Annotated in this window: 14 protein-coding genes; 4 read left to right on the top strand and 10 right to left on the bottom strand. The window is 47.5% G+C overall.

Annotated features, from left to right (window positions below; all coding sequences use genetic code 11):
- Positions 1 to 4 precede the first annotated feature (4 nt).
- The 3 genes from CCVT_RS08090 to CCVT_RS08080 are packed head-to-tail and all read right to left on the bottom strand — an operon-like array spanning position 5 to position 3,147.
- Positions 5 to 1,138, bottom strand: a complete 1,134-nt coding sequence (locus CCVT_RS08090; protein WP_018136001.1) for an ABC transporter permease — start codon at positions 1,136 to 1,138, stop codon at positions 5 to 7.
- Complete coding sequence (locus CCVT_RS08085; RefSeq protein ID WP_169765140.1) at positions 1,139 to 2,206, bottom strand: ABC transporter ATP-binding protein; 1,068 nt, start codon at positions 2,204 to 2,206, stop codon at positions 1,139 to 1,141.
- Positions 2,203 to 3,147, bottom strand: coding sequence for an HlyD family secretion protein (locus tag CCVT_RS08080; protein WP_018136003.1), 945 nt, complete (start codon positions 3,145 to 3,147; stop codon positions 2,203 to 2,205). Before CCVT_RS08080 ends, CCVT_RS08085 begins: the two co-directional genes overlap by 4 nt.
- A 105-nt stretch (positions 3,148 to 3,252) precedes the next feature.
- Here CCVT_RS08080 and CCVT_RS08075 point away from each other — a divergent pair, with 105 nt between their 5' ends.
- Complete coding sequence (locus tag CCVT_RS08075; protein WP_018136004.1) at positions 3,253 to 3,726, top strand: hypothetical protein; 474 nt, start codon at positions 3,253 to 3,255, stop codon at positions 3,724 to 3,726.
- An 855-nt stretch (positions 3,727 to 4,581) separates the two neighbouring features.
- Here CCVT_RS08075 and CCVT_RS08070 read toward each other — a convergent pair.
- Entirely contained in the window at positions 4,582 to 5,799 is a 1,218-nt protein-coding gene (locus CCVT_RS08070) for a saccharopine dehydrogenase family protein (protein WP_018136007.1), read from the bottom strand.
- Between the two features lie 94 nt (positions 5,800 to 5,893).
- On the opposite strand from CCVT_RS08070, the gene CCVT_RS08065 reads away from it, so the two are divergent.
- Positions 5,894 to 6,619 carry a hypothetical protein gene (locus tag CCVT_RS08065; RefSeq protein WP_018136008.1) on the top strand — a complete coding sequence of 242 codons (726 nt, stop codon included), beginning with the start codon at positions 5,894 to 5,896 and terminating at the stop codon, positions 6,617 to 6,619.
- A gap of 62 nt (positions 6,620 to 6,681) precedes the next feature.
- On the opposite strand, the gene CCVT_RS08060 is transcribed toward CCVT_RS08065, so the two are convergent.
- Positions 6,682 to 7,305 (bottom strand): LysE/ArgO family amino acid transporter, encoded by a 624-nt coding sequence (locus tag CCVT_RS08060; RefSeq protein ID WP_018136009.1) that lies wholly within the window; start codon positions 7,303 to 7,305, stop codon positions 6,682 to 6,684.
- 136 nt (positions 7,306 to 7,441) lie between these two features.
- Entirely contained in the window at positions 7,442 to 8,098 is a 657-nt protein-coding gene (locus CCVT_RS08055; protein WP_026175404.1) for a non-canonical purine NTP pyrophosphatase, read from the bottom strand.
- A 264-nt stretch (positions 8,099 to 8,362) separates the two neighbouring features.
- Here CCVT_RS08055 and CCVT_RS08050 point away from each other — a divergent pair, with 264 nt between their 5' ends.
- Positions 8,363 to 9,664 carry an MFS transporter gene (locus CCVT_RS08050; protein WP_018136010.1) on the top strand — a complete coding sequence of 434 codons (1,302 nt, stop codon included), beginning with the start codon at positions 8,363 to 8,365 and terminating at the stop codon, positions 9,662 to 9,664.
- Complete coding sequence (locus tag CCVT_RS08045; protein WP_018136011.1) at positions 9,661 to 10,812, top strand: aminoacetone oxidase family FAD-binding enzyme; 1,152 nt, start codon at positions 9,661 to 9,663, stop codon at positions 10,810 to 10,812. Before CCVT_RS08050 ends, CCVT_RS08045 begins: the two co-directional genes overlap by 4 nt.
- Positions 10,813 to 11,595: 783 nt before the next feature.
- Here the strand turns inward: CCVT_RS08045 and CCVT_RS08040 are convergent.
- From CCVT_RS08040 to CCVT_RS08025, 4 genes are all read right to left on the bottom strand, one after another.
- The gene (locus CCVT_RS08040) at positions 11,596 to 12,087 is read right to left on the bottom strand and encodes a LysE family transporter (protein WP_211205625.1); all 492 of its coding nucleotides are present in this window, start codon (positions 12,085 to 12,087) and stop codon (positions 11,596 to 11,598) included.
- Between the two features lie 19 nt (positions 12,088 to 12,106).
- The gene (locus tag CCVT_RS08035) at positions 12,107 to 12,535 is read right to left on the bottom strand and encodes a GNAT family N-acetyltransferase (protein ID WP_018136013.1); all 429 of its coding nucleotides are present in this window, start codon (positions 12,533 to 12,535) and stop codon (positions 12,107 to 12,109) included.
- 7 nt (positions 12,536 to 12,542) lie between these two features.
- Entirely contained in the window at positions 12,543 to 13,529 is a 987-nt protein-coding gene (locus tag CCVT_RS08030) for a DUF2156 domain-containing protein (RefSeq protein WP_018136014.1), read from the bottom strand.
- Between the two features lie 66 nt (positions 13,530 to 13,595).
- Positions 13,596 to 14,795: a molybdopterin molybdotransferase MoeA gene (locus CCVT_RS08025; RefSeq protein WP_018136015.1), complete on the bottom strand. Its 1,200-nt coding sequence runs from the start codon at positions 14,793 to 14,795 to the stop codon at positions 13,596 to 13,598.
- Positions 14,796 to 14,909 lie beyond the last annotated feature (114 nt).

Here is a 14,909-nt window from a genome sequence, read left to right as displayed (position 1 = left end):
GCGGTCAATCCAGCGTCCTTTTGTATCTCCAAAGCGAGATAGCCGTGCTGGCGCACAAAAAGGCGAAAATCGCCGCGATGTCGTAGCTAAATTCCATCGCGGAGGCGTTTTTGAGCCAGATACCGCGAATGATACGTAAAAAATGCGTGAGCGGAAAAATTTCGCCAAGCGCCTGCGCCCAAAGCGGCATGCCGTAAAACGGAAACATAAATCCCGAAAGCAAAAGCGAAGGCATAAAGAAAAAATAAGTCATCTGCATGGCTTGGAGCTGATTTTTCGCGAGCGTGCTAAATGTGAAGCCAACGCCAAGATTTGCGAGCATCAGCAGCGTCGCAGCGACGAAAAGCGAGCCCCAGTCCGCGATAGGCGGCAGTCCGAAAAGGTATCTGGCGATGAGAAATATCGCGTAAATTTGCCCGTAAGCGATAAAAAGATAGGGTAAAATTTTGCCAGTCATCACTTCAAGCGGGCGTAGCGGCGTGGCGAGGAGATTTTCCATCGTGCCGCGCTCATACTCCCTGGTCATCGAGATCGAGGTGAGCAAGATAGTCGTGAGTGTGAGCAGTATGCCTACAAGCCCGGGCACGATCTGATAGCGCGTTAGTAGCTCCGGGTTGTAGCGCGTATGCACGATTAGCTCGAATTCGCCCTTATCTGCACTTTGGCTCGCGGCCGAGTTAAATTTATCCCTCGCTAGAGCCTGAGCGAGCGCGATGTCTAGCGCCTGCGCGACCTGTGCCGAGGCGGAGGGGTCGGCTCCGTCGATGCTGATGAGTAGTCTTGGACGCTCGTCTCGCATGAGCGCGCGCTCTAAATTTGGCGGGAAATAGACGATAAACTGCACCGCGCCCATTTTCATCAAATTTTGCGCGTATCCTTCGTCGGCGCCGATGTATTTTAGTGCGAAATACTGCGTGTTTTCAAGCGCTTTCGTCATCGAGCGCACGAGCTCGCCGCCGCCGCTTGTGATGAGCGCGGTCGGCATGTGGCGCGGGTTTGTATTTATCGCGTAGCCAAAGAGTAGCATTAGCAGCAGCGGCATCGCCACTATCATCGCCAGAGTGCCTTTGTCTCGTAAAATTTGGCGAAATTCCTTTTTTATCATCGCTGCGGTGCGTGAGAGTGAAAACGCCTTCATCTAGTACCTACCGTCGCTACTGGCGCTCAAAAGATGCATGAAAACGTCTTCGAGGCTGGTTTTTATCCTGCGTAAATTTAGCCCCGTTGCGTTAAAATCCGCCATCGCTTTTTGTAGCCCGTCAGCGTCGTTTGCCACGATGTGATAGCTACTGCCAAAGACCGAGATGTCCTTCGCATAAGGCTCGTTTTTCAGCAAATTTGCAAATTTTGCCGCGTCCTTGCCGCTAAGCTCCCAGACGTCAAGCTCACTACTTGCTATGATCTCCTCCTCGCTGCCCCTGGCTAAAATTTTGCCGTAAGCGATGTAGATGAGCTCGACGCAGCGCTCGGCCTCGTCCATGTAGTGCGTCGAAACCAGCACCGTGATGCCGCCGTTTGCCAGGCGATGTATGATGTCCCAAAACTCGCGCCTGGCCTTTGGATCCACGCCCGCCGTGGGCTCGTCAAGCAGTAGTAGCTTTGGTCTGTGGATGAGACACATAGCAAGGGCAAGCCGCTGCTTCCAGCCGCCTGAAAGTGCGCCTGCAAGCTGGTTTGCTCTTTTTTCCAGTCCCATTTGCTCTAAAATTTCGCTCACCGCGCCCTTGATGTCAGCCATGCCAAAGAGCCGCGTGATAAATTCTAGATTTTGCCTGACGGTCAGGTCGTCGTACCAGCCAAATTTTTGCGTCATGTAGCCCGTGTTTAGGCGGATGAGCTCGGAGTCTCGCCGAAAGTCAAAGCCAAGACACTGCCCCTCGCCGCCATCTGCGCTCAAAAGCCCGCAAAGCATCCTGATCGTGGTCGTCTTGCCACTGCCGTTTGGCCCTAAAAAGCCGCAGACCGAGCCCTTTTTCACGCAGATATCGACGTTGTCGATTATGATACGTTTGCCAAATCTCTTTGACAGTCCTCTAACATCGATCGCAAATTCGTCTGAAATTTGAGTGCGCTCTCTCGGCTGGGTCGGCTGGGTCGGCTGGGTCGGCTGGGTCGGCTGGGTCGGCTGGGTCGGCTGGGTCGGCTGGGTCGGCTGGGTCGGCTGGGTCGGCTGGGTCGATGCGATGTAATGTAACATCTCTTTCATCTTAACCTAACTTCGACCGGCTGAGAAGGGTGTAAAAACTCGCTTGGCTCGTCCGGTACAGCCTCGATGCGGTATGTCAGCGTATTTTGCTGGTTTTGGGTGTAGATGACCGGCGGGGTGTATTCGGGCTGGGTGGCGACGTGACTGATGGTGGCGCTAAATTTCGGGCAGTTTTGGCAAGAAAGCTCCACTTTTTGCCCCTCTTTTAGTGTAGGCAGCACCGAGACTGGCACGAAAAACCTGACTTTTAGCTCATTTGGCGGTAGCAGCGAGAGTACGGGATGGGCGTTGCTCGCCCACTCGCCCTCTTTGTAAAACACGCGCTCTATTAGCCCGCTCTCATTAGCGGCGAGCCTCGTTTTGCTAAGCTCGTATTCGCAGCTTTGCACGTTAGCCTCGGCAGCTTTTATCTTTGCTTCGAGGCTTTTTATTTGATTGATACGCGCAGGTAAATTTGCCACTTCAAGGCTTGCGCCGAGCTGTTTTACGAGCGCGTTTTGGCGGTTGAATTCCGCCTTTGCGGTGTCAAATTCTTTTTGCGAGATGGAGCTTTGCTTTTTTAACGTGACGGCTCTTTTGTAGTTTTGCTCCGCCACCCAAAGCCCGCTTTTTGCCTCGGCGATCTGCGCACGGATCGTCTCTAGCTCCTGCTCGCGCTTGCCTAAATTTAGGTCGGCGAGCTCGGCTTTTAGCGCGTTTAAATTTTCATTTGCGGCGCTTAGATTTGCTGTTTGTGCGGTGTTTTCGAGCTCGAAAAGCAGCTCGCCCACCTTTACGTGCTGGCCCTCTTTGACGTTTATTTTTACGATACGGCCGCTGGTGGAGGGCGCTAAGTACCGATAATCGCCCTCCAAATAGCCGCTAAAATACTCGCTTTCATTTCCGTTTCCGCAGCCTGCAAGCAGCAAGCACAGGCATAAAATTTTAAAATTTACGCTCATATTTAGGCCTTTTAAAATGATGTAATAATTATATCGTTTTTAGTGCGGCGTTTGGGCTTTGGCGCTAAATTTAAGGTATAATCAGCGAAAAAATAAAGGAAAAATATGCGGATAAACGAGAATAAAAAGGGCGCAATGGCCGTGCTGGTGCTGTCTGTGGCGCTATTTGCGGCGGGATGTGCGGGGTATTTTTACTACCAGCTTGCGGGATCTGGCATTTTTACGATGATAATGGGACTGCTTTGCGCGGCGTTTTGTGTGAGAAAGATAGCTCAGGTCAGTTTTTTGCAGATCGACGATGATGGGTTTGGCGTGCAAAAAGGCGCGAAATTTACTAAATTTTATTTTAAAGATATAGAGGAGATCAGCGTCAAAACGATCGATGCCAAACGCAAGATCGATGTTTTAAACGTCAAATTTAAGCGCACGAAACTAGATCGAGACGCTGCCTACGGGCTTATACAACCTATCGGCGACAATGACGCCGTGATCTTAGACAAATACGAGCTTTCAAAGAGTGAGATTTTTAGGGAGTTGAAGGAGAGGTTTGAAAATATGAATAATATCAAGAAAAAATAAAATCAGAAAAAGAATAAAAATTTCAATTTTATTTTTGGATTATTCTTTAAAATTTCTTATGGTTATTAAAATGTCTCCATTATATTTTCTAGCCGATGATATCACTCCATTGTCGTGCAATATAACACGTTCCTCTTTTGATATACTTGGATATAAATGAGATGGATAATAGTCACAGTAATAGCTTAGCTCTTTTATGATGTATGGCATAAATCTTAAATTTTTGATGATAGTGTTTTCGGTTAAAAAAAGCAATAATGCAGTAAATACGATTGCTCCCAAAAGACGCCCATAGAATTCATTTTTTATGAGATTTTTAAATTTATATGGCGCGAAAAAGCTTATAAATCTATTTGATACAGGGATGATGTATTCTACTAATGGTAAAGCTAAACTTGCTATGAGACATAAAAACATTATAAAAAAGCATAAAAGTAATAATGCTATCGGTATATAAAATACGATAATCGTTAGTATTTCGGTTGTTAGCGGAAAGTCTTTTGGTGGCAATCCTATTATTTCAGCTATTAAATTTTGTGATAATGTTTTTGATAAAAAAATAGGTAAAAGCATTTAAAAGAATTATTAATGTTCTTCCAACCCAGTGAGGCCAAAATTTTTTAATTAAAGGTATAGCGCATAGTAAAAATCCCATACAAAAACAAGTAAGGCTCATAAAGGTAAAAGGCATTAGTATGGTTTTGTGTTCTGGAAATTTGATATTTATAAAACTAGTAATTATAAGGAGAGTAATGCCTATGATATAAAGCTTTATTTCAGTGTTGGTATTTATAAATTTTTCTAAAATATTTTTTAACGACATATACTCTCTTTCTTGATTTATAAATTTAAAATTTACTCCACCTCATACCTCTCCCCCGGCTTCATCTCGATGATCTCCCACGGTAAGCCCTGTTTATTTAGCTCGTCCATAAACGGCTTCGCGTCAAAATTCTCCATATTAAACACGCCTTTGTCGCTCCACACGCCCTTTGCAACCATCATCGCTCCGATCATCGCAGGCACGCCCGTCGTGTAGCTCACCGCCTGCGCGCCCGTTTCGGCGTAACACGCTTCGTGGTCGCAAACGTTGTAGATATACACTTGTCTCTCTTTGCTGTCTTTTACACCGCGGATCACGCAGCCTATATTGGTTTTGCCTTTCGTGCGAGCCCCCAGCGATGCAGGGTCGGGCAGCAGCGTTTTAAGAAACTGGATCGGCACTATCTTTACACCGTTATGCTCGACCTCGTCGATGCGTAGCATGCCGACGTTTTCGAGGCATTTCATGTGCGTGAGATAGCTCTGCCCAAATGTCATAAAAAAGCGGATCCGCCTTAGCCCCTTGATGTTTTTCACGAGACTTTCGAGCTCCTCGTGATAGAGCAGGTAGCTGTCTTTGACGCCCACTTTTGGGTAGTTCCATTTAAACGAAATCTCCATCGGCTCGGTCTCGATCCAGCCCTTTTCACGCTCCCAGTAGCGACCTTTTGCGCTGACTTCGCGCAGGTTAATCTCGGGGTTGAAATTTGTTGCAAACGCGTAGCCGTGATCGCCCGCGTTGCAGTCTAGGATGTCGATCTCGTGGATCTCGTCAAAGAGATTTTGCTGTGCGTAGGCGCAAAATACGTTTGTCACGCCTGGATCAAACCCGCTACCAAGCAGCGCCATAGTGCCAGCCGCCTTGAAGTCCGCGTCCTTTGCCCATTGCAACTTGTATTCAAATTTCGCGGTATCTGGGTGCTCGTAGTTTGCGGTGTCGATGTAGGCGATGCCTGCTCTCACGCACGCGTCCATCAGTGTTAGGTCTTGATACGGCAGTGCGACGTTTAGCAGTAGCTGCGCGCCCGTTTCGCGGATCAAATTTACCACTGCATCCGTGTCGTCAGCATCGATCTGCGCGGTTGCGATTTCAACGCCAAGTCGCTCTTTTATAAATTTTGCGATCGCATCGCACTTGCTTTTTGTGCGACTTGCGAGAGTGATTTTGGTGAAAACATCCGCGTTCATCGCGCATTTTACGGTAGCGACCTGACTCACGCCACCCGCTCCGATTATCAAAATATTTGCCATTTTTGCTCCTTAAATTTTTGCGAGATTATAGCAAATTTGCCCTAAAACTTGATTTTTACAAGGTATAATTATGGCTAAAATTTAAGGAGCCTTTATGAATTTCAAAATTTCCGTTCTTTGCGCCATTTTAGCGGCAGTTTTTGGCGGTTGCGGCTGGGTTATGGACGATCTGGCGGGACGTGATCCTAGCGAGCCGGCCGAGTGGATAGGCTATATCGAAAACAACGGCTCAAAAGAGCAGATGGGCTTTATCGCGCTATATACGGCGTATTCACAGGGGCAGTCTTCACAAGGAGAGCTCGTTGGAAAGGCGTTTTTAAAGAAAAATAGTGTCATGAAATTTTTGGGGCATATATATTCGCTGGCACCCGATAAAAGCAGCATCATTATAAATTTAGATACGCATAAAAACGTCGTGCCGCCAAATAAAGACGATATGGCGGAGCTTCGTGCGGCAAAGAGCTTTAAATTTTACGACATCGGTCTAGGCATAATCGAGTCCATCGTCTATGCCTCAAATAGCGATAAATCCGTCTGTGCAGCGTTTTTGGCAAACGAAAAAGTGAGTGCAAAAAGCGTGACGAACTACTACATTAGTGACGATAAAAAAGAGTATTTTACGACCGATATAAGCGCGACGATAGCCGCAAAAGATGGCGTTGATATAAAGACTGCGACCTTTTTGACGCCAAATTTAACGAGTGAAACTGACAAAAAGGACTTTGAAAACGTAAAATCAAGCAAAGAAAAGCTTTTTGAAAGCGATACTAGAAAGCAGGGCAGGATACTTTTTATGCTTTGCGATGAAAGGGCGCAGTAAAATTTAAAATCGCTAGCGATTTAACCCGCGCTACTTGTTTAAAGGCAGGTTTTGGACTAAATTTATAAATTTTCTATCACAAATTTCACGAGCAGTGCGCCAATGTAAAACATTATCGCCGCTGTCACCAGATCTAAAATACGCCATGTTTTGGGGCTTTTAAAAAGTACAGATGCTGCCTTTGCGCCGTATCCAAGTGCGAAAAACCACGCAAAAGACGCTACTACCGCGCCTAAAAGGAAAAACGCCTTTTGCGATGCCGGGATAGTCGCGGCGATACCACCCACGATGACGACGGTATCGATATAAACGTGCGGGTTTAGTAGCGTAATGGCAAGTGTTTTGGCTAGCGTCGTTTTTAGCGTGGCTCTTGCTTTTTGTACGTTTAAATTTATTTCACTCTGTGCCTTGAACGCCGATCTTAATGCGAGTGCGCCGTAAGCGAACAAAAATATAGCGCCCAAAACAGCGATGATGATGCTAAAAATTTTACTGCGCCCAAGCGTTTCGCCCACACCATACACGCCCATGCTAAGTAGCACCGTGTCGCACAGTGCGCACGTCAAACAGATGGCAAAGATATGATTTTTGCTTAAAGATTGCTTTAAGACGAATATGTTTTGCGCGCCGATAGCGATGATGAGACTAGCTCCCAGCAAAAAGCCACGTAGTAAGATTTCGCTCATTTTATCTCCAAATTCTCGCGGTAGTGTTTAGACGCATCAAAGTTGCCGTTTGCCTATGCCCATAGCTCGCACACTTGCTTTATTTACGTTTGCCATCAGCGACTTGATGTCTCGCGCCTTGAAGGCTTTTGCGCGCTCAAAATTTAAATTTGGCTCTGCTTGTGGCCGCCAGGTCGGCTGATTCAAATTTTTGCCGCAAATTTTTAAGTATAAATTTTGCTAAATTCAGCCCCTTTGAGCGGTGAGAGATTTTGAGCTTTGTCTCGTCGTCAAGCTCGCCAAGCGTCTTATCAAAGCCTTCCGGGATAAAAAGCGCATCGTAGCCAAAGCCGTTTTCTCCGCGCTCGGCCGCTATCGCAGTGCCGTGCATGAAGCCATGCGTGCTAAACTCGCCAAATTTTGACGCGACCGCGATACAGGCGGTGTAGTGGGCCTTTGAGCTGCTTAAATTCAGCTCTTTTAGTCGCGCTATGAGCTTTGCTCGGTTGCTGGCGTCGCTCGCACCCGCACCGCTAAAACGCGCCGAAAATATACCGGGCTCGCCGCCAAGCGCATCCACGCAAATGCCGCTGTCATCGCTAAGCGTGATGAACTCGTCTTGCAAATTCAGCTCGCAAATTTTGCTATAAATCGCGCGCGCCTTGATGAGTGCGTTTTGCTGAAACGTCGTGCCGTCCTCGATGATCTCAAACGGCTCGCAGATCTCGCTTAGAGCGTGGATGTCGTAGCCTTTTAAGAAGTCTTTGATTTCTTTGACTTTGCCTTGATTACTCGTTGCCAAAACTATTTTCATTTTTGAAATTCCCCATATCGGCTGAATTTTGAATAAAATTTATACGCTCGCGGCGGTCACGTATAGCCCATACGCTCCCTTGCCAGCGCATAAATTTTATCCAAACTACACACAATCTGTTTGGAATAAATTCCCAGCCATCTTACGCAAAATTCATCTAAAATTTTGCATGATTCTACCCTAAACCCGTTTAAAAACATAAGTGTTTTAAATTTAAATTAGCGTTTTGATGATAAAATTTGCACTCTTAGCAAAAGGAAATTCATGTTAAAAAGCGTTTTGCCGTTATCATTTATAGTTGGCAGCAGATTTTTTGGTATCTTTATCGTTCTGCCGGTACTTAGCCTTTATGCGCTGAATTTAAAGGGCGCAAATGAGTTTTTGATCGGGCTTTTGATCGGTGCGTATGCGATCATGCAAATGATCTTTCAGGTGCCTTTTGGCACGCTATCTGACAAGATCGGACGCAAAAAGACCCTGACAGTAGGCCTTTGTATCTTTATCGTCGGCTCATTTATTTGTGCAGGCGCTCAGGATATCTACACGATGATAGCCGGGCGGCTGCTTCAGGGCGTGGGTGCGATAGGCGCGGTGGCTACGGCGATGATAAGCGACTATACCAAGGAGGAGATCAGGTCGCGAGCGATGGCGATCATGGGCGCTTTCATAGGGCTTAGCTTCGCACTTTCTATGGTACTAAGCCCGATCTTAAGCGAGAGATTCGGCCTCGATAGCCTGTTTTATATAAGCGCCGCTCTTAGCGTGTTTTGCATCTTGCTGCTTTATATGGTCGTGCCAAGCGAGCCTATATTCGTCCATCACGACGAGAAAGTCCCGCTTAAAAAGCTTATCTTCCAAAAAGATCTGATGCTTATGAATGTCACCAGCATGATGCAAAAGATGCTCACTAGTGTCGCATTTTTGGCAATCCCTATCGTGCTTGTCAAGGAGCTTGGCTATGAACAGGCGCATCTGTGGAGGGTCTATGCCGTAAGCACGGGTTTTGGCTTTGTGGCGATGGGGCTTGGAGGTTTTTTAGGCGATGGCAAGGGCCTTAGTAAGGGTATTTTGATCGTTGGAGTGGCGCTTTTTATCATTTCTTACGGCGTTTTTGCGGTCAGTGGCACTGCTGGCATTTTTATCGTTGGCATAGTGATATTTTTTATAGGTTTTAACCTGCACGAGCCGATAATGCAGTCTTGCGCGACGAAATTTGCCAAGTCAAATCAAAAAGGTGCGGCCCTTGGCGTGTTTAATTCGTTTGGGTATTTTGGCAGTTTCATGGGTGGGGTGATCGGCGGACACATACTTCACGAGCACGATTTCAAGGTACTGGCGGTGATTTGCATCGTGCTTTGTGCGGTGTGGTTCGTGCTACTTTTTAGGCTAAAAGATCCGCGTGCGTTTAAAAATATCTATTTTGACGCCTCAAACGCGCCTGATCTTAGGCTTCTTGACGGTGTCAGGGGTATCGTAGAGTGCTACAAATCCGGTAAAAACCAAGTCGTGAAATTTGACAACACCATAATAGACGAAGCACACATAAGAGATATCTTAAAAGCGTGATATACGATGTTTTGATCATCGGAGGCGGAGCGGCCGGGCTCTTTGCGGCTGCGAATTTACGTGGTAAAAGCATCGCGATCCTCGAGAAAAACGCTACCACCGGCAAAAAGATCGTCGCAAGTGGTGGCGGACGCTGCAACATCACAAACCGCCACATCAGCGCAGAAAACTACGTGGGCGATTACGAATTTATCTCAAATATCTTGAAAAATCTAAAATTTAGCGACGTGTTGAAATTTTTTAACGAGCTGAAATTTAGCGAGCAAAAGCAAAGCCAGTTTTTCTGCGATAGCGGCTCGCGTGACGTTTTGGGCGTGCTTTTAAAGCGCGCCAGACAAAGCGGGGCGGAAATTTTTTATGGCATGCAAGTGGTGGCGGTATCTCAAAGTCAAAATTTAAGCGAAATTTTCGAGATTTTGACCGCTAGCGGTGAGAAATTTCACGCTAAAAACGTCGTCGTCGCAAGTGGAGGTGCGAGCTACAAATCGCTTGGAGCAAGCGACATCGCGCTTAAAATCGCGTCAAATTTTGGGCTCAAATTTAGCCCGTTTGTCCCCGCGCTCGTGGGATTTACCGTGCAAAGAAGCGAATTTTGGTTTAAAAATCTAAGCGGCGTTTGCTTTGGCGCGCTGGTGCGCGTGGCGGGGCGCGAGCTCGCTGGCGACGTGCTTTTCACGCACAAGGGCATCAGCGGACCTGCGATGCTAAACGCCTCTCTTTTTTGGCAAAGGGGTGCGATGAACGTGAATTTTGCGCCCAAATTTGACCCGCGAAACCTGCGTGGCACGAAGAAGCAAATCTCGACGCTCTTGCCATTGCCACGGCGTTTCACGCTTGGGTTTTTGCAAGCGATCGGCGTGCGTGACGGTGCGTTTGACGAGCTTAGCGAAGCGCAAAAGAGCGAGGTCTTGCGGCTTTTTGACTACGGCTTCGCGCCAGCCGGGACGCTTGGCTTTGAGCGGGCTGAGGTCAGTCGCGGTGGGGTCGATACGAGCGGGCTTAGCGCGAATTTAGAGTGCAAAAGCGTGCGCGGGCTTTATTTCATTGGCGAGGCGCTAGACGCGACCGGGATGCTTGGCGGATACAATCTGCATTTTGCCTTTGCAAGTGCGCTCACTGCGGCACGAGATATAAATTTAAAGCCTTAGTTCAAGAGGCGTTGATTTTTAAAATTTTAAAGGCTCTATTCTGACGAAGTATTGATTTTTAACTTTCAAGAGCAGGAGAATGCGAGCAGCATCCCTGTAAAAACCTTGTTAGCGAGCTTATCACCGCCGATTTTTCACTTCGCTATCGCTCGTGACGCTCTGCTGCAGTTGTGAGACGAAGTTGAAGCAAAACTACGCTACGAAGCAGAAGCCACAAGCTGAACGCGGTCTGCTTGCAGTCGTGAGTGCAACGAAACGAAAAATTAGGGAAGCCCGTAGGGGCTGAGTAGTTTTTTGCTAAGCAAAAAGATTTCCTTGAAACGCTGTTCTACTCGAATACTGTTCACATTCTCCTGTGCTAGGTCACTCCTGAAGCGAGTAAGGTTTTTCTGCTTTGCGTTGCTCGCAGCCCAAAGGGACGCTTCACTTCGTTCGCAACTGCAAAGCAGAGGCGTAGCGGGTATCAATAACTTTACTATAACAAAGCCAAATTTTAAATGTTTTGGCGTAGTCAAATCTTATGAAACGACGCTATCGCCATTGCTCTACAAATAATTTTACACGGTCGCTTCGCTTTCATTAGAAATGCCATTTGGGGTTTTAAAACAAAATAGATAAAAATAGCCTTATAAAAGCTGTGGTAAATTCTCTTATAGCTGCCTTTGTAGCGCGCTTTGAAGCAGTTTTAGCCCAAGTAGCCTTAGTAGTACGCCGGCTAGCTTGTCTATATAAGCGCCGCCTTGCCAAAGGCTGTCCGCACGCGCCTACCGGAAAGCGCCAAAACTATCGTCGCATCCCACAAAATACGAGCAGGCTCATCCACACTCCAAGTGCGACGCTTAACGCGAGGCTCACATTTGTCGTCAGGACGACCGAAAATAGGCTCAGACAAAAGATGATACTTTTTGGATTTGACAGACCCGAGAAAAGCCCCGGCGCAAATTCTTTCGCGAACGAGTTTTGCACTTTGCCGCTAGTCTCAAAGTCCGCTATAAACGCATATTCCTCGCGCTTTGCTCTTAACGCGCGATATGCGGCGCTTAGTAAAAACGCTCCGCCAAGTAGTTTTAGCACGCTTATTGGCACAAGCGAGCGAGCGATCACTGAGCCCACGCCGATGATACAAAGCACTAAGTATAGGACGTTTGCCGTGGCGATACCAAGCGCGGTGGCGATGGCGACCGATCTTTTGTTTCGAAGTGAGCTTCTGACCATAAACAAAAAATCAGGTCCGGGGCTGATGAGCGCCAGAAAATGCGCTGTTATGACGGTCAATACGATCGGTAAATTTTATTTATTTTGAGGCGATTTTGCTAAATTTCATCTCTATCCCGTCGCAACCGTCGTCGTAGTATCTTGGTAAAATTTTGCCTTTCTTAAAGCCAAAGCTTTCGTATAAATTTATCGCTTTTTGATTGTCGGTGCGCACTTCTAGCCTAAGCGTGTCAAATTTAGCTGTGACGGCTGCTAAAAGGGCTTTGCCGATGCCTTTGCAGCGGGCTTTTGGGCTGACGGCTAGCGAGTAGATGCGCGGGATATTAAGATAGGCAAAGACTAGGATGTAGCCTAAAATTTCGCCGTTTTGCCTAAAAACGAGGAGCAAATTTTTGCGTGCATGATAGATGAAGCTGCGCTTTGAAAGTGGGCTATTGAATTTATCAAAGACCTCATTTTCAAGGCGGCTAAGCTCGCTGGCGTCGCCTAAATTTGCCCGTTCTATCATCTAAATTTCACTTTTGAAAGATCGTGTATTTTATATCAAGGCGCTCGGGGCGGTAGCTCATCTTGACCTTTTTTAGGTTTTCAAAGCCCATATCATCGCCCACATTTATAAATTCGCAGCCGTATTCGCTCTTTAAAATTTTGCTAAATTCCCTGAAAATAAACTGCGCGCAGCCTAAGACCTCAAAATTCGTCTTTTCCAGGATGACGCTCGCTACGCCCTCGTTGATACGCTCACCGACCGTAAAGCCCTGCATCACGCCGTCGATGTAAAGCACGATGCCGATGAGCTCCAGCTTGTCGTAGTGATCCAGCATGCGTTTTATCGCGGCGTGCTCTTGATAGATACCCTCCATAAAGGCGTCGGCTTGCTCTTTTGGCATGTATTTCATGCGTTCCTTAGCCCATTTGTTTGAAAGCTCGATGATCTCGTCCTTGTGCTTTTCGGGTGCGAGCGTTTGGATGCTGAAATTTGGGTATGTGTTTTTAAATTTATTGATCTCGGTGCGCTTGGTGTGATAGGAGTTGCCTTTTAGCTCGATCAGGTTTTCGGCCTTATAAATGTAGTCTGCCAGCCGCTTTTCAAACAAATAATCCTCGAAAACGTCAAAGATATTGGCACTCTCGTCGATCGAGACGGCAAATTTCTCCAAAATACACTCCGCGACGTAGTCGATGTGCGAGAAATGCCGCGAGCTGTTGTTTTGATTCATTATCTCAAAGCACTTTTCTATCGCGGTTTTTAGGTTTTTGAGCCTACCGATAGGCGGAAGTAGCATGCTTAGCTCACTGCCGCTCATCGCAAACAGACAAAAGCACTCGCTCACGATCGCGTAAAATCCGCTGACGTTTGATAGCCAGATGTAGTTTGCGGCGAAGGTATAGTCGCTGATATCGACCTCTAGCTCCTCGCCAAGCTCGCAGAGGTATTTTTCCATTATTTCTTTTGAATCGATGTCGAATTTATAAAGGGCGTTTTCGCCGATTACGAGCATTTTCTTTCCTTGTAGTGAAATTTCGGCGTTATTTTACTGCGATTTTTGCAAATTTGAGTTAAAAATTCAGACCATTTTCAGCACTTCGACCACTTCGCCTTTGGCGAGGAGGTCCTTCTCCTGCGGGATGATTAAAAGCGCGGCGTCGTTTAGCAGGTTATTTACGATCGCTGAGCTGCCAAGCCTCTTGCCGTTTAAATTTACGAAATTTTTGCCCTCTCGGCTCGTTAAATTTACCGCCGTAAATTCCAGAAATGGCGAGCGTTTTTTGTAATCCTCGTCCATGATCGCCGTGATCCTGTGCTGCTCTCGCCCCAGCCACGCCTCCACCAGCACCCGCACATAAAGCGCGCACGTCACCATCGCCGTGTAGGGAAAGCCCGGCAGCGCAAAGACGTATCGCTCGCCAGCTTTTGCGACCTTGATGTGCCGCCCGGGTTTGATCGCTGCGCCCGTGATGATGAGCGTGAAATTTTCGCCCAGTGCGCCCTTTACGAAGTCGTAGTCGCCCATGCTCACCCCGCCCGTGGTGACGAGGATGTCGGCGGTTTTTAGGGCGTTTAGCATCGCCGTTTTGACCGCGTCCGCTTCGTCGCGAACGATCTCGCACAGCATTGGCTCGGCGCCCATTTTACGCACTATTGCAGCGATGCCGATGTGGTTTGAGCTGTGGATCTGCGCGGCGTTTAGTAGCGGCTCGCCAAGGTCTTTTATCTCGCTTCCCGTGGCTAATATCGCGACCTTTGGGCGCACGAAAACGCTGATGTGAAACAGCCCGAGCTCGGCTAAAAGTGCGATCTCGCCGTAGTTTAGGCGAGTGCCGCGCTTTATCAAAATTTCACCCTTTTTGTAGCTTTCCCCGACCTCGCGCACGGCAAAGCCCTTTTTGACGGGGATTTTGATGATGATCTTGTCGCCCGCGACCTCCACGTTTTCGACCGGGACGAGCGTGTCAGTGCCCTCGCTCATCAGCGAGCCAGTGAAGGTCTTTACGCACTCTCCGTGCCCTACGATGATGCCCTTGTCGCTACCTGCTGGTAGGTCGGCTAGCGGTGTGAGCTCACTCAAACCTTCGCTCCAAGCAAAGGCGTATCCGTCCATCGCCGAAGTCGCATGCGCTGGGTAGTTGTCCGCCGCGATGACGTCAAATGCGATGTGGCGGTCAAGCGCTTCGGTGATAGTGACCTTTTCTACGCGCTCCCACGGCGTTATCGTGCTTTTTAGCGTTTGTAGCGTCTCTTCGTAGGTTGGGAAATTTTGCTTCATTTTCTCTCCTAAATTTTTGGCTATTTTAGCATTTTTGCATTAAACCCTATTGATGATTTAGATGCGGGCTAAATTTGAGGCTTGTGTTATGATTTTTCGTCGCTAGTCCGTCAA

Source organism: Campylobacter curvus (assembly GCF_013372125.1).
GTDB classification, from domain to species: Bacteria; Campylobacterota; Campylobacteria; order Campylobacterales; family Campylobacteraceae; genus Campylobacter_A; species Campylobacter_A curvus.
Note: the sequence above shows the minus strand (reverse complement) of the source record. Positions and strands in the feature narration are given on the sequence as shown.

Coding starts and splice junctions, on each gene's coding strand:
- CCVT_RS08090 (WP_018136001.1), bottom strand. CDS start 1,138: ATGAAGGCGTTTTCACTCTCACGCACCGCAGCGATGATAAAAAAGGAA.
- CCVT_RS08085 (WP_169765140.1), bottom strand. CDS start 2,206: ATGAAAGAGATGTTACATTACATCGCATCGACCCAGCCGACCCAGCCG.
- CCVT_RS08080 (WP_018136003.1), bottom strand. CDS start 3,147: ATGAGCGTAAATTTTAAAATTTTATGCCTGTGCTTGCTGCTTGCAGGC.
- CCVT_RS08075 (WP_018136004.1), top strand. CDS start 3,253: ATGCGGATAAACGAGAATAAAAAGGGCGCAATGGCCGTGCTGGTGCTG.
- CCVT_RS08070 (WP_018136007.1), bottom strand. CDS start 5,799: ATGGCAAATATTTTGATAATCGGAGCGGGTGGCGTGAGTCAGGTCGCT.
- CCVT_RS08065 (WP_018136008.1), top strand. CDS start 5,894: ATGAATTTCAAAATTTCCGTTCTTTGCGCCATTTTAGCGGCAGTTTTT.
- CCVT_RS08060 (WP_018136009.1), bottom strand. CDS start 7,305: ATGAGCGAAATCTTACTACGTGGCTTTTTGCTGGGAGCTAGTCTCATC.
- CCVT_RS08055 (WP_026175404.1), bottom strand. CDS start 8,098: ATGAAAATAGTTTTGGCAACGAGTAATCAAGGCAAAGTCAAAGAAATC.
- CCVT_RS08050 (WP_018136010.1), top strand. CDS start 8,363: ATGTTAAAAAGCGTTTTGCCGTTATCATTTATAGTTGGCAGCAGATTT.
- CCVT_RS08035 (WP_018136013.1), bottom strand. CDS start 12,535: ATGATAGAACGGGCAAATTTAGGCGACGCCAGCGAGCTTAGCCGCCTT.
- CCVT_RS08030 (WP_018136014.1), bottom strand. CDS start 13,529: ATGCTCGTAATCGGCGAAAACGCCCTTTATAAATTCGACATCGATTCA.
- CCVT_RS08025 (WP_018136015.1), bottom strand. CDS start 14,795: ATGAAGCAAAATTTCCCAACCTACGAAGAGACGCTACAAACGCTAAAA.